17 protein-coding genes are annotated in these 18,269 nt (G+C 47.6%); 9 read left to right on the top strand and 8 right to left on the bottom strand.

Annotated features, from left to right (window positions below):
* Nucleotides 1-91 precede the first annotated feature (91 nt).
* Together FXO21_RS18050 and FXO21_RS18045 are read left to right on the top strand one after the other, a co-directional pair.
* Entirely contained in the window at nt 92-1,231 is a 1,140-nt protein-coding gene (locus FXO21_RS18050; RefSeq protein ID WP_149641392.1) for a hypothetical protein, read from the top strand.
* Between the two features lie 64 nt (nt 1,232-1,295).
* The gene (locus tag FXO21_RS18045) at nt 1,296-2,417 is read left to right on the top strand and encodes an alpha/beta hydrolase family protein (RefSeq protein ID WP_149641391.1); all 1,122 of its coding nucleotides are present in this window, start codon (nt 1,296-1,298) and stop codon (nt 2,415-2,417) included.
* A 13-nt stretch (nt 2,418-2,430) separates the two neighbouring features.
* Here the strand turns inward: FXO21_RS18045 and FXO21_RS18040 are convergent, their stop codons facing one another.
* From FXO21_RS18040 to FXO21_RS18025, 4 genes are all read right to left on the bottom strand, one after another.
* Nucleotides 2,431-2,799: a DUF4174 domain-containing protein gene (locus FXO21_RS18040; protein WP_149641390.1), complete on the bottom strand. Its 369-nt coding sequence runs from the start codon at nt 2,797-2,799 to the stop codon at nt 2,431-2,433.
* A 32-nt stretch (nt 2,800-2,831) separates the two neighbouring features.
* Nucleotides 2,832-4,343, bottom strand: a complete 1,512-nt coding sequence (locus FXO21_RS18035) for a TlpA family protein disulfide reductase (RefSeq protein WP_149641389.1) — start codon at nt 4,341-4,343, stop codon at nt 2,832-2,834.
* Between the two features lies 1 nt (nt 4,344).
* Nucleotides 4,345-5,802, bottom strand: coding sequence for a TlpA family protein disulfide reductase (locus tag FXO21_RS18030; RefSeq protein ID WP_149641388.1), 1,458 nt, complete (start codon nt 5,800-5,802; stop codon nt 4,345-4,347).
* A 153-nt stretch (nt 5,803-5,955) separates the two neighbouring features.
* Complete coding sequence (locus tag FXO21_RS18025; RefSeq protein ID WP_149641387.1) at nt 5,956-6,990, bottom strand: LLM class flavin-dependent oxidoreductase; 1,035 nt, start codon at nt 6,988-6,990, stop codon at nt 5,956-5,958.
* A 153-nt stretch (nt 6,991-7,143) separates the two neighbouring features.
* Here FXO21_RS18025 and FXO21_RS18020 point away from each other — a divergent pair, with 153 nt between their 5' ends.
* The 5 genes from FXO21_RS18020 (at nt 7,144) to FXO21_RS18000 (ending at nt 11,614) form a co-directional block, all read left to right on the top strand.
* Nucleotides 7,144-7,395: a type II toxin-antitoxin system ParD family antitoxin gene (locus FXO21_RS18020; RefSeq protein WP_149641386.1), complete on the top strand. Its 252-nt coding sequence runs from the start codon at nt 7,144-7,146 to the stop codon at nt 7,393-7,395.
* Nucleotides 7,396-7,448: 53 nt separating this feature from the next.
* Entirely contained in the window at nt 7,449-8,537 is a 1,089-nt protein-coding gene (locus FXO21_RS18015; RefSeq protein WP_149641385.1) for a sensor histidine kinase, read from the top strand.
* Nucleotides 8,534-9,286 (top strand): LytR/AlgR family response regulator transcription factor, encoded by a 753-nt coding sequence (locus FXO21_RS18010; RefSeq protein WP_149641384.1) that lies wholly within the window; start codon nt 8,534-8,536, stop codon nt 9,284-9,286. The genes FXO21_RS18015 and FXO21_RS18010 overlap by 4 nt, the downstream gene beginning before the upstream one ends.
* Before the next feature lie 122 nt (nt 9,287-9,408).
* Entirely contained in the window at nt 9,409-10,191 is a 783-nt protein-coding gene (locus FXO21_RS18005) for a hypothetical protein (protein ID WP_149641383.1), read from the top strand.
* A 139-nt stretch (nt 10,192-10,330) separates the two neighbouring features.
* Nucleotides 10,331-11,614 carry a Gfo/Idh/MocA family protein gene (locus FXO21_RS18000; protein WP_149641382.1) on the top strand — a complete coding sequence of 428 codons (1,284 nt, stop codon included), beginning with the start codon at nt 10,331-10,333 and terminating at the stop codon, nt 11,612-11,614.
* Nucleotides 11,615-11,638: 24 nt separating this feature from the next.
* Here FXO21_RS18000 and FXO21_RS17995 read toward each other — a convergent pair whose 3' ends face one another.
* The 4 genes from FXO21_RS17995 to FXO21_RS17980 form a co-directional block, all read right to left on the bottom strand.
* Complete coding sequence (locus FXO21_RS17995) at nt 11,639-12,799, bottom strand: glycosyltransferase family 4 protein (RefSeq protein WP_149641381.1); 1,161 nt, start codon at nt 12,797-12,799, stop codon at nt 11,639-11,641.
* A 5-nt stretch (nt 12,800-12,804) separates the two neighbouring features.
* Nucleotides 12,805-13,806, bottom strand: coding sequence for a lysylphosphatidylglycerol synthase transmembrane domain-containing protein (locus FXO21_RS17990; RefSeq protein WP_149641380.1), 1,002 nt, complete (start codon nt 13,804-13,806; stop codon nt 12,805-12,807).
* Nucleotides 13,796-14,971, bottom strand: a complete 1,176-nt coding sequence (locus FXO21_RS17985) for a glycosyltransferase family 4 protein (RefSeq protein WP_149641379.1) — start codon at nt 14,969-14,971, stop codon at nt 13,796-13,798. The genes FXO21_RS17990 and FXO21_RS17985 overlap by 11 nt, the downstream gene beginning before the upstream one ends.
* Before the next feature lie 173 nt (nt 14,972-15,144).
* Complete coding sequence (locus FXO21_RS17980) at nt 15,145-15,732, bottom strand: ASCH domain-containing protein (protein ID WP_149641378.1); 588 nt, start codon at nt 15,730-15,732, stop codon at nt 15,145-15,147.
* Between the two features lie 187 nt (nt 15,733-15,919).
* Between FXO21_RS17980 and FXO21_RS17975 the strand changes: the two genes are divergently transcribed.
* Both FXO21_RS17975 and FXO21_RS17970 read left to right on the top strand, forming a co-directional pair.
* Nucleotides 15,920-17,509, top strand: coding sequence for a DUF4394 domain-containing protein (locus FXO21_RS17975; RefSeq protein ID WP_149641377.1), 1,590 nt, complete (start codon nt 15,920-15,922; stop codon nt 17,507-17,509).
* 258 nt (nt 17,510-17,767) lie between these two features.
* Nucleotides 17,768-18,268 (top strand): PPC domain-containing DNA-binding protein, encoded by a 501-nt coding sequence (locus tag FXO21_RS17970; RefSeq protein WP_149641376.1) that lies wholly within the window; start codon nt 17,768-17,770, stop codon nt 18,266-18,268.
* The last annotated feature ends 1 nt before the right edge of the window (nt 18,269 follow it).

Raw genomic sequence — 18,269 nt, 5'->3', positions numbered from 1 at the left:
ACAAATCACTCTCAAATAGGCAATTATACGTTAGCAAAAAAGCTGTTCGCGTCATAGATTTACATTTCAGGATCTATTCCTTTTGTATTCTATGACCGAACCTTTTTCTCCACCCCGCTCCTCCTGGTTCCTGAAATTCTGCGAATGCACCCTTGGCGTACTGGCGGCATTGACAACACTCACATCTGTCCTGAACTTCGCTCCGGTTTCATTCCTGCATCGATATGGACACTATTTCAATAACCTGCTGATCACCATCGTCTTTGTCTCCTTTCTGGGCGGCCTTTGTTATGCCATAATCTGGCACGAAAAAGAGAAGGCGGGTGAAGGCAACAGCGGTATCCGGCACGCAGTTTTGCAGGGATTGATACGCTACTGGCTGGCATATTCGATATCGGTTTATGGTTTTGCCAAAATCCTCAAAACCCAGCTTCAGTCACCGGAATTTAACCTTGATATGCCGCTCGGCGATTTGAGCGGGTTCGCCCTTACGTGGTACTATTTTGGTTACTCCTACACCCTGGCGGTAATCCTGGGCTTGTTTCAGGTTGGAGGATCTATCCTGCTTCTTTTCCGCCGCACAACATTGATCGGTGTGATGGTATTGCTGCCGGTGATGGTCAACATTGTCCTGATTAACATGTTTTACCAAATCGCCTCGGGCGCATTCTTTAACTCGGTTATCTATACGATCAGCCTCACCTTTTTGCTGCTACTGGATTTCAAAAAGCTCAAAGCTGCATTCTGGGATCTTGTTGAAAGGTTGCCGCGGGTATCTGATAAATCAGGTGTACTCAAAAATGCGTTGCGCTTCCTTGTCATCGCGGCGGCTTTTACCACTATTCAATCCTATTTCGTAATCCATAAGACCGACAACGTGCTCAAAGGGACCTGGAAGGTAGAGAAGCTGACCAAGAACAATCAGACAGTCGAGTCGGCAGCCTGGCTGACGGACACCAAGGCCTGGAACAAGGTATATTTTGCAGGTTGGAGCGGCTGTGCATTCAGCCCGAATCCCTACCGGTACAAGGCAGATGAAAGTCTCACAGGATCGTACGAATTCGATAGCCTGAAAAACAGTATCCGCTTTATTCACGCTAACCCGAGCCGTGCCGACCGGCGAATAGACACATTGATGATCTCCGTCCGAAACCGTTCGCCAAAATCAATGCAGCTGCATTTCATCATGAGCCGCGACACAATAGAAATGCAGCTGGCGCGGCTTAGATAAGATTCGATCCTACCAGCGGAGCGATTTAGTCAAGTATCAGAGGATAGTAAAAGTCCAGCCTTCCATGAACAAAAAAGTCATCTTAATCTCTATTGTCGTCGCAGTCGTCGTTGCGCTGGTTTATGTGGTTTTATCCGAAAAGCCGGCTGCAAAAAAATATCAGGAGCCTGTAAAACCGTATCCCTATTACAGCGAGGATGTAACGTTTAAAAACAGCCAGGCCGGTATTACCCTTTCAGGGACATTGACTTTGCCTGAAAAAGAAGGCAGTTTTCCGGTGGTGGTACTGGTCACCGGCGGTGGGCCGCAAGACAGGAATTCGGAAGTTTTAGGACACAAACCTTTTCTTGTTATCTCAGATTACCTGACCCGCAAGGGTATTGCCGTTTTGCGGTACGACGACCGTGGTACGGCGAAGTCAACCGGACAGTTTATAACAGGTACCTCGCTGGATTTCGCCACGGATGCTGAAAGTGCGGTCGCCTATCTGAAAACCAGAAAGGAAATCAACCCGAAGAAAATCGGTATCGCCGGACATAGCGACGGCGGACTGGTAGCCTCGATCGTCGCATCGCGTACAAATGATCTGGCATTTGTGATTTCACTGGCCGGGCCGGGCGCAACGGGCGTTGAGGTGCTCAGCCTTCAATCCGAATTGATCGCCCGCGCTGGCGGGGCCAGTGAGGCGGACATTGCGATCATCAAAAAAGCTAACCGCGAAACGAACGATATAATAAGGCAGACAACGGATACTTCGCAGCTTCGTGCCAAACTCACTGCATATACCAAAACGCATTTGCAAAACTATCCCGCGAAAGCAATTCGTCCCGGCATGACGAAAGAAGAGGCTTTTGAAAGACAGATCAATTCCATTTGTACGCCCTTTTTCCGGTTTCTCTTTCAGGTTAACCCGGCGGATTATTTTAGTAAAATCACTTGTCCGGTACTGGCTTTAATTGGCTCGAAAGACTTGCAGGTAGATGCGCGGCAAAACCTTCCGGCAATCGAAAAAGCTGTAAAAAGCGGAGGTAATGCAAATGTGACAGTTCAGGAACTGCCCGATCTCAATCACTTTTTTCAGAAGTGTAAAACCGGCCACCCGAGCGAATATGCAGATCTGGAAGATACCTTTTCACCCATAGCGCTGGCGGCTATGTCGGACTGGATATTAGCGCAGGTTAAGTGAGGTAAATGCTGGGCTAGTTCTTTTCCCCTATCTCGTTCCTGCGCATCGGCATCGCATCTATTTTCCCGAACAATTCTTTTGCAGGTACCACGCGCTCGGCCCTGTGCTTCTCGCCGCCGTCGCGACCAATCAGGATGAATGTAAAATCGTTTGAAGTGTCCACTTTAAATCGCTTCCATTGTGCCGCGTTCTCCCTGGAAAGCTGGTATGGAATTACGTTGATATCCCTTTCCCGCAAACCGGCATCGTTCGCCCGTAACTCCTCCGACTGCTTTTCGAACAGGCTTTTTCCATTTTCAGTATAAAATAAAATTACCTGCCTGGGCTGATCGTCGGTGGTTATCATCATCATCATCAGTGTTAATAGTAGCGTTTTCATCATGCTACTCCTATAATAATGATACCAGGCACCGGTTAACTTTCTTTCAGATACCCTTTCAGCAGCGGGCGAATTTCTTTCGAACTTGGTTTTGGCGCAACAGCTTCAATTATGGTCCCATCTTTATTTATCAAAATATATCTGGGTATGCCTGACAGATAGTACTTTTTCGAAATTGACCCTGGCTGATCGACCAGATGATTGATATGCATTCCCTGCGGGACGTTTTTTGTCTTCAAAGATTTTTTCCAATCATCAACTTCCGTATCGATCGACACATACAAAAAAACCAATTGATCGTTTCCCTTAAATTCTTGGATCAGCTTCTGCGACGAGGGAAATTCCGCCCGGCATGGACCGCACCACGTTGCCCAGATATCTATGTATACCATTTTCCCTTTTAAATCTTTCAACGAAAACTTCTCACCATTTGCGGTGATACCTGTAAAATCCGGAGCGGGCTTGCCGGTCGCCAGGGCTTCCCACTTTCCAAAACTTTTCGCCAGACTTTTTGTGTAGACTGTCGATTCCGCAGATTTGAGAAAGTCTGCGCGGAGCCGGATAAGCCCAGGGGTAGCGCCTTCATTTCTAGCCCAGTAGGCGATGTTTGCACCGCGAAAATGTGTTTGTAAAAATGGCGACTGAACTTCTCTCCGGATAAAATTGTCGCAAATAACTGCCCACTTTCCATAGAGCGAATCCTTATTCAAACCTTTTATTTCTTCGGCAACGTCGCTATAAATTTTCAACCGAAGGTGATTAGACAATATCCGCAAATATTCATCCATGTGCACAGCCAGCGCTACCGAGTCTACTGGCAAATCTTGTATTGCTTGTTGTAATGTTACCGGAATATTCGGCCGGTCACGATGCTTCTTATAATATTCGGTTACAAAATATTGCTGAAAACGATACAAGGTCATTTTGCTTTTAGAAGCCATAATCTGCCTTGTGGGGTTACTTACACCTTCATCTTTTGCCCAATCCAAAAGCAACTGGTTAAGATCACTTTGAAGCGAATCCCGACGGATAACAATTTCCTCAGGTGGAATGTCGCCGATGTATGTGCCTTTCGGCTCCTCCCATTTCAAGCAGGCTTTCTTGCTATTTTCCAGAAACTGTTGTGTACCTGCGGAGCTGCCGGTAAAGTGCAATCCACTGTCTGTTTTATTCGTATCATAAGCTATGGAGAGTTCGTCTCCGGGACTCAGGAAAAGCTGAACAAACTGATCCCCGCTTCTTAGTTGGGCAAAAAGAGGTTTATCGAGAGATAAGGACAAAAATGCATTGCCGCTACTGTCAGAGGTGGTTGTTGCCAATAGCAGCGTATCCAGATTAAGCACATCTGTTGCTGTGAGGTCTACTCTTCCATTCTTATCTTTTAGCTTTACCAAGCTGATTTTTACGCTGCGATCCTCCTCTTTTACACAACCAGAGATGATCAAATTCACAAGTAAGCTGAGAAGAATAAGCCTTGCAGACTGGAACATTGGAATGATGATGTTTTTAAGTATTTGCTTAAATGTTTTTGCAGAATTGGGATGCATTTTAAGTCTCTTTCAAATACCCTTTCAACAGCGGCAGGATATCCTCTGAACTTGGTCTAGGCGCGTGGGTTTTCAGCATTTTCCCTTTCGCGTCGATCAATATATATCTGGGAATGCCCCAAAGGTGATAGTTATCCCAGATCGCGTCGGATTGGCCGTCTTGCTTTTGGTGCATATGGATACCGGCGGGGACACTTTTGTCAGGCAAAAATTTCTTCCAGGTATCCATGTTCGAATCGGTTGAGACGTACAGAAATACAATTTTATCACTGCCCTCAAATTCTTTCACCAGCTTTTTGGAATGCGGAAATTCCTCCCGGCACGGTCCGCACCAGGTAGCCCATACGTCGACGTAAACGAGCTTTCCTTTGAGGCTGCTCAGCGAAATCGGTTTACCATCGGCGGTGGTTCCTGTAAAATCCGGCGCAGGTTTTCCCGGCGCGAGGACTGCCCATTCATCGTAGCTCTTTTGGATCGCTTCTTTATAAAGTGGATTACGCGCAGTTTTCTGGTACTTCGTCCAGAGCGAATTCACCTCTTCCGACAGTCCGTCACTCCTAAACCAGTAATTGATATTCGCAGCTTTCAAATGTTCTTCCAGAGGCCGAATGTAGTTTTTCGATTCAATTTCCCTGCTCGCAAAAGTCGGGTGACTTACCTCTGGGCCGTCGGTTTGGGAGCTGTCCGTTCCCTCGTCTGCCGGCCAGATGATGCCGGATTGAAGGTAGGTCGCCAAAAGCCGACCGTATTTATAGCAATTGGCAGCCAATGCAAGCGAATCCTGCGGCAGATCCGCCATCGATTTTTTTAGCATTGGCGACATACCGGGATCTTCCATATCATAGCCGAAATTGGCAGTCACGTAGCTTTGCGTGTATGAATAGAGAATAATGCGGTTGTTCGTCTCCATGATCTGCAAAATTTCCGGCTTTACCGTTTTGTCTTTTTTGAGATCAGCGAAATGCCGGGCCATTTGTTTTTCCAGAGAATCCCTCTTCGCTAAAAATGCGTCCAGAGTCATCTTCTGAAATATTCTGTAATCAAAAACCTCGTAATTCCCGTAAGTTGAATTTATCTTTTGCAAGTATTGATTGACAATCGCCCCGTCGCCGCTGTACGTTACCGATTGGTCAGTTTTGCTTTTCATAGTTGTCACCATCTGATTGTCTCCCGGACTTATGAGAAGCGGAACAAAGCTTTTCTTCTGATTTACATATACAAAAACAGGGTGGTCAACCGACAGCTTAAATTCACCCTTTCCCGTACTGTCAAACCTGGTTTTCGTCAGCACAACCGGATCCAGGTTCAGCATGTTGAATGTAACCAGTTCCAGTTCCAAATTTGCCACACTATCAAGCTCTGCGATGATTGTAACCTGATTCAAGTCCTTTTTTTCACAACCCGACAGACCGACATAAAGCAGTAAACTGAGAAAAGTGATTTTGAAGAGATGGAACATTACGAAGGAAGTTTTGTGATAAAAAGGGATCGATAGCAACTTGATATACTGCGCATAAGTCTGTATTGATGCAAGTATCCTATTATTTACTAAAAAAAATGCTGCATTCCGGTCGAACGCAGCATTAAGATATATACTAGCAATCAGGCGATTTTATTTATTCAATGCCTTCCGCACCGCCGGCGCCACTTTTTCTCCAAGCAATTCAATGGACTTCATCAGCATTTTATGATCCGGCCCGCCTACGTCGGTATGAAGCAGAAAACGGGTCAACCCGAACATTTCCTGGTTTTGCAATATCTTCTCCGTGACCTGATTGGGGTCGCCCACAAACAACGCGCCTTCGATGCTCCGGCCGCCTTCAAACTGTCCTCTCGTGTAAGGTGCCCAGCCGCGGCTGCGACCTACCCTGTCCATCTGGCCCGCATAATTTTCAAAATAGGCATCTGCCAATGCGGCACCGTTCTCCCCTACCAATCCGTGCGAATGCGTGGCGAGCTGCATTTTAGCGGGATCGTGGCCGGCATTGATGTATTCTGTTTTGTACAAATCAAAAAATGGCTTGAACTGCGCCGGCATCCCCCCGATGATCGCGATAATCAACGGAAAGCCCAGCTTCGCCGCGCGCACCACCGACTGCGGCGTGCCTCCGACAGCAATCCAGATATCCATTCTTCCGTTAACGGGGCGCGGCAAAACCTGCTGACTTTCCAGCGCAGCCCGGTATTTTCCTTTCCAACTGATCGTCTCGGTTTCATTGATCTGTTTCAGCAATTCCAGCTTTTCGGTAAATAACCCGTTATAATCATTCAGATCGTAGCCAAAAAGCGGGAACGATTCAATAAAGCTGCCCCGGCCGACGGTAATCTCGGCACGGCCATTTGAAAGCAGGTCCACAGTTGAAAAATTCTGGTAAACGCGCACGGGATCATTGGAGCTCAATACGGTTACCGAACTGGTTAGCTTGATATTTTTGGTCACTGATGCAGCTGCGGCCAGGATAATTTCCGGACTTGAAACGGCATATTCGGCGCGGTGATGTTCACCGATCCCGAATACATCCAGCCCGACTTCGTCAGCCAGCTTAATCTCTTCCAGCATATCCTGTAACCGTTCCTGAGGGGATTGAAATGCCCGGGCCGTCTTGTCAAAAGACAAATCCCCGAACATACTTATACCTATTTCCATGATATTGAGTTGGTCTATTTTAGTTAGTAAGAAAGGGAAATTTATATATAGAAAGTTCAAAAGAGGGTTTTGTGGCATGCTTTAAGCAGTAGGCTATTGGCGTAGTTACCAAAAAATGGTAACTTCGGGTTTGACCTACAAGTCGTATGTACAATGGGTAAAAACACATCCATATCAATAGGCCAGCATTTCGATTCTTTTATTCAAGATCAAATAGATACCGGCCGATATAGCTCTGTCAGTGAAGTAGTCCGGGCGGGACTTCGCTTGCTGGAAGAACAAGAGCAAAAACTCATATTGTTGAGACAGGCGCTAATTGACGGCGAAGAGAGCGGCCTTATCGAAAACTTCAATCCCATAGAATTCAAAGCTAAATTGGGGAAAGATCACGCCGGAAATGAGTAATTACCGACGAGGACCGCTACCGGAATCTCCTCCAAACCTCACAATAACCTCCAATGCGCCAGATATTTTTCAGCAAAAAATGGTTGCTCGGTTTTGCCCTGGCGCTGGTTTATATTCCTTTGCGGACTTACCTGAATGTGCCGCAGGACGTTTGGGCTACAATCCTGCGCAAATTGCCGCTCTTCTGCATGGAGATTGTGATCAGCACGGTCTTCTATACCAGCTGGATCTATCTGGTAGACTGGGGGCTGCGGCAGCTGGATTCACTTACCGGAAGCAGCGGATCAGGGGAGTTTAAATTAGTAAATCAACTTATTGCGCTGATACCGGCCATTTTGCTGGCAATCCTTTTCAATATGATACTCAGTCATACCTGGCGTTTGATGGACAGCTTATGGAGCCACACACCCAGAATGGAGTTTCGTAACAGGCCGGCTCCGATGGTCCGCCTGCTCTGGAGAAGAGCAAATGAGGCACTGACGGTACTGGCGTTGATCGCGGCTTACTACCTGTGCGTCAGCGACCAGATCCAGGAAAGGTTAAAAAAGGTGCAGATCAATGCGGAAAAGCTTGAAAAAGAGAATCTTAATGCACGTTTCCTTGCCCTGAAAAACCAGATCAGCCCGCATTTTCTGTTCAATAACCTCAGCGTGCTTTCTTCGCTTGTGGAGTCACGGCCGGAAAAATCGAGCGAATTTATTCAGCAGCTTTCGATGGCTTACCGCTATATTCTCGAACAGGCAGAACTGCATCAGATCAGTTTGGAAGAGGAGATCAAATTTCTGGAAACCTATACTTATTTGCTCCGCACGAGGTTTAAAGATAAGATAGTGATGGACATCAGGCTCTCGCCGGAAGATTTGAAGCGCTATTCGGTGATTCCGCTCACTTTACAGCTTTTGATCGAGAATGCGGTGAAACACAACACCATGTCGGTATCCAATCCACTTACCATCGTTATTTCAATCGAATCGGGTATACTGATTGTTAAAAATCATTTGCAGCTGAGAAAACTAAGTGAACCTACGACAGGACTCGGGTTAAAAAATATCGTCAACAGGTACAAGCTGCTGCTCGGCAAAGAAGTTGTTATTGAGAAAAACGCCGATCATTTTGTGGTAAAAATCCCGCTCATAGCATGAAGGTACTGATCATTGAAGACGAAGAACTGAGTGCGGAAAGGCTGGAAAATTTGTTGCGCGCCATTGATACAGACATTCATGTGCTGGCTATCATTCCCTCTGTTTTTGAGACGATATCCTATTTCCAAAACCCGACCAACATCCAGCCAGATCTCATTTTTCTGGATATTCACCTCGAAGACGACAACGGGTTCCGGATCGTGGAAAGTCTGAACCTGATGATCCCGATCATTTTCACGACCGCATTCGACGATTATATGCTGAAAGCTTTCAAAACGCACAGTATTGATTATTTGTTAAAACCGATCAATCCGCTGGAGTTACAGGCTTCGCTATTGAAATTTCGAAAATTGAGGGAGCCTGCCAAAGAAAAAAAGGAAGCTCCGGCCGCCGGTCATGCGACAGAAAAATACAAGGACCGGTTCCTTGTATCGGCCGGCCCGCGCATCTTTACATTTAAGACTTCCGAGATTGCATATTTTACCATCGAACAGCGGGCCACCTTTCTGCGGCTTTTCGACGGCCGCCATTTTGCCGTGGAATACAGCCTGGAAAAATTGACGCAGCTGCTCGACCCGGCCAGTTTTTTCCGCATCAACCGCACTTTGTTGATTTCCATTCACGCAATCCGGGACATCCACACGATCTCCGCGGGTAGGCTCAAAGTCGAGCTGGACCCGCCTGCCTCTCAGGAAGTTTTTGTTAGCCCGGAACGTATAACCGAGTTCAAAAGCTGGCTCGGGCGTTAATAGCAAATTCAGTTCCGCAACGGAAAACAGGCCCTTGCGCTCTGAAAAAAGCTCTTCCGACATTTATAATTTCATTTTACCAACGTATTCTGGAATTTGGGTTTAAACAAAATCCACTCGCAATGTCCGCGGTTAAGTTTAATGTCCACAAAAAATTTCACCTGTTTCAAAGCAAGACCAGAAACTGGGAGGCGAGCCCCGAGGACCTGCTTTGTTACCGGTTGATATTTATCATTTCGGGCCAGGGGCAGTTTGTCCTCGATGGCACAATTCATTCTTACTCCAAAGCAGGTCTCATCTTCCTGCCGCCTGATCAGCAGCCGGTTTTCCAGGAAGACCGCGGCACCGAAATTTTCATCATTGCATTCAACACGCACCTGGATTACGACTTTCAGAAAAAGAAAACATTGGATCCCGACTTTGCAGATACTTACAAGCAGGCTGCAAAGCTGTGCAACAACTACCGGCTTACTCAGGGCAAACCTTTACCCAACGACCGCGACGGCCAGACTATCACCTACCTGATCAACCAGATCGCCTTTGAAATCACCCAGAAACCCTCCTCCCATTTAAAACTGATCAAAGGCAGCATTGATCTGATCGTGACGATTTTGGCACGTAACAATTTTGAAACTAAAAAAACCGAAGAAAAACCTACGCAGCAAATGCTCACCGAGCGCATTTTGGAATACCTGAAAACGGAGCTGAACCAAAACAAAACGGTCCGCATTCCGGAACTGCTGATGCATTTCAATGTTTCGGAGGAGGTAGCAAACCTGTTCATGATGAACCGTACAGGCATGTCGCTGCGCAATTTTATTTTCAAATACAAGGCAGACCTTTTCAAGAGCCGGCTGCTGAAAGTGGACGTAGCGGAAATCTCACCCTATTTGCAGCCCCGTTGATATGCATTCCCCCCATAACCGGTTTTATGCTTGCAGTCTCCTTTAATCGAGTGTTTAGACATGCATTAGAGAGTAAGTTTGTGGCTTTCTGTCGCTTTAAAGGAGTATTGAAGCGATACGACACCTAAACCCGCATACAATGAGCATACATACCAACAGGAGAGATTTTGTCAAAATGGCCGGCCTTGGCGCGCTGGGCTTCACCATTTTACCTTCACTTTACGGCAAAGTTGCCGCCAGCGACCGGGTACGGGTGGCTCACATCGGTCTCGGCGGAATGGGTAATAACCACATGAAATGGTTTGCGAATTTACCGGAGGTCGAAATCGTAGCACTTTGCGACGTGGATGAATTGCACCTGGGCGAAACCAAGCAGAGGCTGCTTACCATGCAGCCCAATGCAAAAGTGGATACGTATGGAGATTTCCGTCAGATACTCGACCGGAAAGATATTGACGCGATAACCGTCGCTACTCCCGACCACTGGCATGCTCAGATCGCAGCGCTGGCATTTCAGGCAGGCAAGGATGTATATGGTGAAAAACCGCTTTCCTACAATCTGAAAGAGGGGAAAATGATGCTGAAAAACCTGGAAAAGTACGAACGCGTATTTCAAATGGGTAACCAGATCCATGCGGGGGATAACTTTCACCGGGTGGTCGAGATCATCAAGTCCGGCGCGATCGGTAAGGTGAGTACGGTGAGGTTGTGGAAAACGGCCAATGCCAAAGAAATAGGCTCGCCGGTTGCCCAGGCCGTGCCGAAAACCCTCAACTGGGACATGTGGCTTGGACCTGCGCCATTTACGGAATACGTTCCCGAAAAATGTCACTTTACCTACCGGTATTTTCTCGACTATTCCGGCGGCGAATTCGCCGATTTCTGGTGCCATATTGCCGATGTAGTTTACTCCGCACTCGCCCCTACCGGCCTGAAAAAGATCAATGCCCGGGGCGAAGCCTTTGCCGGAATTGCCGATGCGCCCAAAACGCTGGACGTGGATTATGAATTTGACAACCTCAAAATTCTATGGACAATGGCACCTCCGAACGTTCCGGGAGCGGCCGAGAAAGGGATTGGCGCCTATTTTGAAGGTGACAGAGGAACATTAATGTGTGATTATAACACCCGGTCGATTACCATCAATGGCGAAACAGTTACTGACCTTCCCACCATTCCGATCACCAACCCGAGGTCGCCCGGGCACCAGCAGAACTTTGTCGATTCTGTCAAATCGAGGAAACAGCCGGAGTCGAACCTCGCCTATGCGCGCGAAATGACGATCCCGATGCATTTGGGGTTAATCTCTTACAGGTTAAAAAGAGAACTTACCTGGAATGCGGAGAAGGAAAAATTCGTGGGGGATAAGGAGGCGAACAGGTTGTTGTCGCGAAAGCCGCGTAAAAAATGGGACCTGGCCTAAACTGATTACTAAGCAGTTACGGGGCTATTTTATGAGAGATTGAAAAACTTCGAAATAGCCCCGGACCATCTTTTCCCAACCACAATTCTCGATCGTATATTGCCGGAATACCGGTTTATCTTCTTCCAACGGCTCATTTTCAATTACTTCGTTCAGGCGCGCAGCCCAGGCTTTTGCATCGCCCGACGGAAGCAGGTAACCGTTTTTCCCGTCCTGAATTGCGTCGGGAATACCGTCGATATTAGCGGCGAAAACGGTCGCCCCGGCGATCGCTGCTTCGAGGCAAACCAGCCCAAAACCTTCCATATCGCCTTTTACCTTAATATTGGGCATAATAAAAGCGGCAGAATGCGATAACAGCATTTGTACCTCGTTTGTAGGCAGCTTTCTCAGGTGCCTGACGCGGGCGGCAATATCAGGTTTTTCCAGTAACTGCCGCAAAGGCGCATTGTCGGTCGGAAAGCCTAGAAATAAAGAGATTTTTTCAGCTATTCTTTTAGGTAAACGAGCGAGCAACTTTTCTATCCGCCCCGGCGAAGCCTCATAAGCCCCGATCAGCAACAACAGGAAATCTCCTTTCAACCGCGGCACAACATTTTCAATAAACCAGGACATTCCCTTTCGTCTGACAGGCCGGCCAAGGGCTACTAATATTCGCTCATCATTATACGCAATGCCATGGTCAGCAAGCAGTTCCCTAATTGAGCCAGTAGCCGACGCTGTTTCACCACTCGTGTCGACTCCATTTGGGATAACGACAAGTTTATTTTGATCAATACCCAATCGCTGCGCCTCTCTGGCGGTGGCATTGCTTACGGCAATTAATTTGTCAAAACGATTGAAACGCGGGAGAATAAACCGGTGGTAGATCTTACTGGGAAAAACCACATCTAATCCATGCAGGGTAGCAGTGCGTTTAAGTTGACCATACCCTTTGTGACGTGAGCAAAAAGCGGCGATCAGACCGTCGTTGAAATGAATGATACGGATACCCGGGTTGTTTGCACAGGTACGCAGAATCCTTTGTTTCAATAACAAAAAATAGCTCAGGGTGCTTTCATTCCCATCCAGGACAATGCGGTGCACTTTGCAATGCCGCTCCATGCCTGTTATGAGCTCGAAGCTTTGCTTTTCCATTCCACCCACAGCCGGGGGATATTTGTGGCTGACAAACAATACTTCCATGGCGATCAGGAAAGGGTTTTTTTACCCCGGACAAACAGCGCGTAAAACAGTGCGCCCATCAGTATCCAGAAAAGCTGACGGGTGCGGCGCAACGCAGAAACCGAGAGCCACAGCGTAGCACTAGCGATCCCTATAACACCCAGCATCAGCTTGTTACCTATTTCCTCTACGCCTATCTGCCCCGGCACAAATGCTCCCGCTGACTTAACGAGCACTACGCCCATATCCAGCAAAAGCCCATGCATGAGCGTAACATCATAGCCCAGCAGTTTTAAAATGATATAAAACTCCAACGAACCGATCAGCCAGTGAAGCAGAAAGCAGATGAATGCGAAAAGCAGTTCTTTAGGATGGTTTATTGAAAATTGGTAAAGTGCTATCCTGACTTCACGGATCTTACTGTTGACACGGCTGAGTCGACTTTCTGAGGTACTATTCCCAACAAGTAATTGCAGTTTGCGAGCGCTTTTAAGCCAGAAAAAGCAAATAGCAGCCAGCAGCAGCAAGGCCGAAACCATCACCACAATGTAACCTCCCGGCAATGCACCGCCACCCGGCCCGGTACCGGAAACCATCCAGAACATGGATACAACAAATAGTACCAGCTGACTCAAAATCATTAAAAACCGATAAATGATCACCGAGGTAAGCGCGGGTTGCTGCGCAATACCGTAGGGTTTTAATAAAAATACCTTGAACATATCGCCTCCTGCAACGCTTGCGGGGTTGAAGGCACCAACCGTTTCGCTGATGTGCCTGACTACGAAAATCCTGGTATGGGAAATCAGGCTTTTGGATTCGCCAAGGCAAAACCACCAACCGACCGCACCACACCAGTACGCAACGAATGTACTGACGATGACCCAGATAAACCCCGCCCCCGCCTTTCCCAGCGCACTTTTAACCTCTGCAAGATCAGTATGCCGGATGAATTGAAACAGCAATACCAACATACTGAGCACCAGGACAATCTTGAAAATGCGGATATGGGCGGGACTAATTTTCAATTTTAATTTTTTCAGTTGGTGCGGTCAAAGCAATCAGATCGCTAAAATAAATCCTGGCGAGTTCATCCCAATCATAACTCTGGCTGTATTGCACTGCATTTTTGCTCAGCCGGGCTTGCAAGGCGGGATTTTCGATGATCTGTTTGATCTTTTCCAGATAGGCCGCAGCATCATAAGGCTCGCATTTATACCCGTTTTCCCCTTCCTCAATAAAATCGCGGCTGCCTCCGCCATCGGCCACCACAGGTACCAGGCCCGACGCCATCGCTTCCAGCACCACATTCCCGAAAGTCTCCGAAACAGAGGGAAATACAAATACCGAGGCCGATGCGTACAAGACGGATAACTGTTCATGGTCCAGCTGTCCCGGAAAAATAGCATCCGGCATACGCGCTTCGCATTCTTTACGCGCCACTCCGTCACCGGCCACAATAAAATTATAAGAAAGCCCTCCTATGCGGACAGCGTTGTAAATGTCGATCAGCGTTTCGAGGTTTTTTTCCCAAACCAGCCTGCTCGCAAACAGTATAGTGGGATAATCGTTTCCTGTGCGTGTGCGGAGGTATTCCCGGTCTTTCTTTTGAGGCGAAAATAATCCGGTATCCATGCCGCGCTTCCAGATTTTCATGTTTTTAGACGACATGCCAGACTCTGCCAACTCCCGTGCTATACTGGTGGACGGAATATAGATCTTGTCGCAAAGATCATAGAACCGGTTCTGCCTTTTTCGAATGAGGTTTTCAACCGGTTTCACCAAAAACGGCAGGTATTTGAGATAGTAAGCGATGTAGCTGATGAAATGGGTGTGATAAATAGTGGTAACCGGCACCGATCTGCCCCGCGCATATTTAAGTGCGAAGTGGCCCAGAAACGACGGCGTGGCAATATGTATCAGGTCGGGGGCAAAATCATCGAGCCTGGCCCAGGTGCCCCGGTTTGCCAGCGAGGGCAGTCCGATCATGTAATTATTGTTAAAAGGAATGCGCAGGGATGGAATTTTCAGGCATTCAAAACCCTGAATCCGGTCGGGACCGCTGGCACAGATAAAGAGAAATTCGAATTTGCCGGGATCCAACCGCTCGAAAAGCTGGAACATCGTGCGCGCCGCTCCGTCAAAATCAGCGATCAGGATCTCTGCGAAAAAGGCAACCTTTACTTTTCTCATAGCCTAACTTTAATCTGCTAATGTAGCTCCCGGATATTTCCTGCGGATGAAATTTTTGTTACCAAAATGTCAACGCAATTTTTGTTTCTAATAATTCAGGCCGGAGCAAAAAAACAGGTAAAGCGTTGAGAATGGCTTTGAATAAGTTTATAATCGACGAAAATTTTGCAGGTTCATTTTTCGGCGCCCACTTTTTCAAGTAAATACCCGCCCAGCGGAGACAACGTGTATCCTGGCTCGTGAGAGACGGTAAGGCCGAGATTTTTGAGCTTCCTGACATTCAGCTTCAGCCATTCTTTTTCCTTTTTCACTTTAACCGCAAGGTCGGCCGCCCGTAAAAGCGGATTCTCCTGAATCGCTTTCAGAATTTTAATCGTCCATTTCCCCTGGTTGCTCGCCATATCAAGGCGTTTCAGCTTATCGAGTAGCTCCTCCAATTCCTGGTCAGTTACGTCCGTCTGCTCCCGCAACTTTATCCGGGGGTCTTCTGAAACATAACGAACGCCCATCTTATAGATCGTTCCCTCGCTAAATTTGTCGAGCAGTGACAACATCCTGTCCAGATCCGAAAAACCTGCCTGGTTTGCATCCGCTGTGGTAATATGCTCTCGGTCACACTCGGTCATTGAAGTAATCTCGATGATGCCGATCGCTGTATTGATCCGGCTTCCTGCATTTACACCCTGATTTTTCCACTTGCGAAAAGCGAGTGAGATTTTGCCTGACTTAATTCCTTCGAGATGATTTACGGTAAAAAGCATTTGTTAAGATTTTAGTATACGAAAGGGAATGATCTGACTGATCTACCACCTGAAATAATTGACATAAAACTTGAAATTAAAATGACGTTAAAAGTAAATTAAATTTATTCGGCAATGGTTAATCCAGCCGGAAGGTTTCGTCGTACATGCTGCTGAACCATTTCCAATTTTCACAAAAAGGCAGCTTATGAAGATTCTCAACCAACCTTTAAAGCGGACAATTGTTGCCGCTTCGCTCGTATTCACCCTATTTCTTGCATCTTGCGAAGACCATCGGGTGCCACCGACAGAGCAGGCATTGCCGGACAGGATATTTTATGCACTCTCCGACAACAACCAGCTCCACGAAATTAACATCAGGAATACATCAAGCCCTGTCCGCTCGTTCGCAATTACCGGCTTGCAGGACAATGAAGTACTTGCGGGGATTGACTTCCGCCCCGCCACCGGCCAGTTATATGCGATCGGTTCCCTGAGTAACCTTTATCAGGTAAATATAAAAACCGGTGACCAGGAAGGAAAAGCGACCAGGATCGGGATGAACCCTATTGCCACCATACTGAACGGGTCGAGCATCGGGTTTGATTTCAATCCGACAGTCGACAAGATCCGTGTGGTATCCAATACCGCCCAAAATCTCCGCCTGAACCCGGAAACCGGAGCTGTACTCGCCGGTGACTCACCATTGAACGGACCGGCCAGCCCGAAAGTAGGCGCTGTGGCTTACACCAACAGCCGTGCGGGCGTCACTGCCGCGCCAGGCGTAGGTACCACCCTGTATGACATTGATCCGGAGGCAGATATGCTTTACATTCAGAGTCCCCCTAACCCCGGCACGCTCGTTCCTGTAGGTGCACTGGGGCTTGATATTTCAGAAGTGGGCGGGTTCGACATTTCGCCCGATATGAATCCGGCAGATGTATATCCTATTGCCTCGGTGAAATTCGGTGGAAAATGGGAGCTTGACTTTGTAGACCTCAAAACGGGGAAACTTCAAAAGCTGGGCGATTTGCCCGCAGGTGTTAATATCACCGGTATTGCGATCCCTGCTATGCCAGTTGCCTATGCTCTCGACGGTGCAAATAATCTGAAAATATTCAACCCGGCTGACGGAAGCGAGTACGGAACCAAAGCAATCGGCGGGCTGCCCGGCGGCGTCATGCTGGAAGGTATTGATATCAGGCCAGCCAATGGAAGATTGTATGCTTTGGGTAACGACAGCAAACTGTACAGCGTAGATCTTGGAAGCGGCGCTGCGATGGAAGCCGCTGTCCTGAAAAAAATGGACAATAGCCCGTTGATGCTCGACGGCACTTATTTTGGAGTCGATTTTAACCCCGCAGCAGACAGACTTCGCGTTGTAAGCGATAAAGGGCAGAATCTTCGGATCGATGTCGCAACCGGAATTACTACCAAGGATACTGCTTTGAAGATTGGTATGGATACTCCATTTGTTACGGCAGTGGCTTATACCAATAGTTACCCCGGGGTGGTCGCGGCTAATACCACGTTGTTCGATATAGACAGCCAATCTAATATGCTATACAAGCAAATCCCGCCGAATAACGGAACGCTTGCAGACGGTAAGGCCCTGGGAATCGACGTTGCCACAGGCATTGGGTTCGATATCGGCAATTTCACGGGAAAGGGATATGCCATATTCACGGTTGGCGGTACGACCAGCTTCTACACAATTGACCTGGCCTCAGGGAATACCCAGCTTAAATACAGTTTTAGTACACCTGTCAAAGGGCTTGCGACAGGATTTGGTCTTTAAATTCGGTTTAAAGCAAACAGGCGGCCTGACATTTTCGGGCCGCCTGTTTTTTTGTGCCTTTCGCTGGTGACAACACCAGAGCAACCTAACGCCGTTGCCGGTGTTGTCACCGGCAATTTGCATAAAGTCTCGTAGATGTTTTTATGCCATCAGGATGTTGGTGACAACACCAACACAGGCAAAGAACACCAACAACGGAAAAGGGGACGACACAGGCATAATTATTTTTTGTAACAGGGAAATAAAATACTTCCCGCTATGACTATCTGCCAGCTTCTTCCGTTTGCGTTATTTCTATCGATCGCCCAGCTTGCCGCTCAAAGCACACCTGATAGTATCCCCAAATATGTCAAAGTGCCCGCAGGCTACCTGATGGTACTGAGGCAGGGAGATAATGTCTTTACCGAACTAGAAAACCTGGCTTCCAGGGAGCAGATCCCTTCCGCAAATCTTACCGGGATGGGTTTCCTAAATACCACCTTCGGCTTTTTCAATTTCAAGACAAAAGAATATGATCCCAGAGATTTCAAAGATGTGGAACTTGCTTCTATGCAAGGTTCTATTGCGTGGCAAAACGGCAAACCCTCGCTGCATTGCCACGGTGTTGTGACCGGAAAGGATTTCAAAGCTTATGGCGGGCACTTACTGAAAGCTACCGTGAGCACTGGCTCTGTGGAAATTAGGATAACCGTGCACGATAAACAATTCCAGCGGCTCATGGAAGAGCCGCCGGGCGCTAATGTGCTCAATCTGAAATAGT

Origin of the sequence: Dyadobacter sp. UC 10 (assembly GCF_008369915.1) — a bacterium.
Classification (GTDB): Bacteria; Bacteroidota; Bacteroidia; order Cytophagales; family Spirosomataceae; genus Dyadobacter.
Note: the sequence above shows the minus strand (reverse complement) of the source record. Positions and strands in the feature narration are given on the sequence as shown.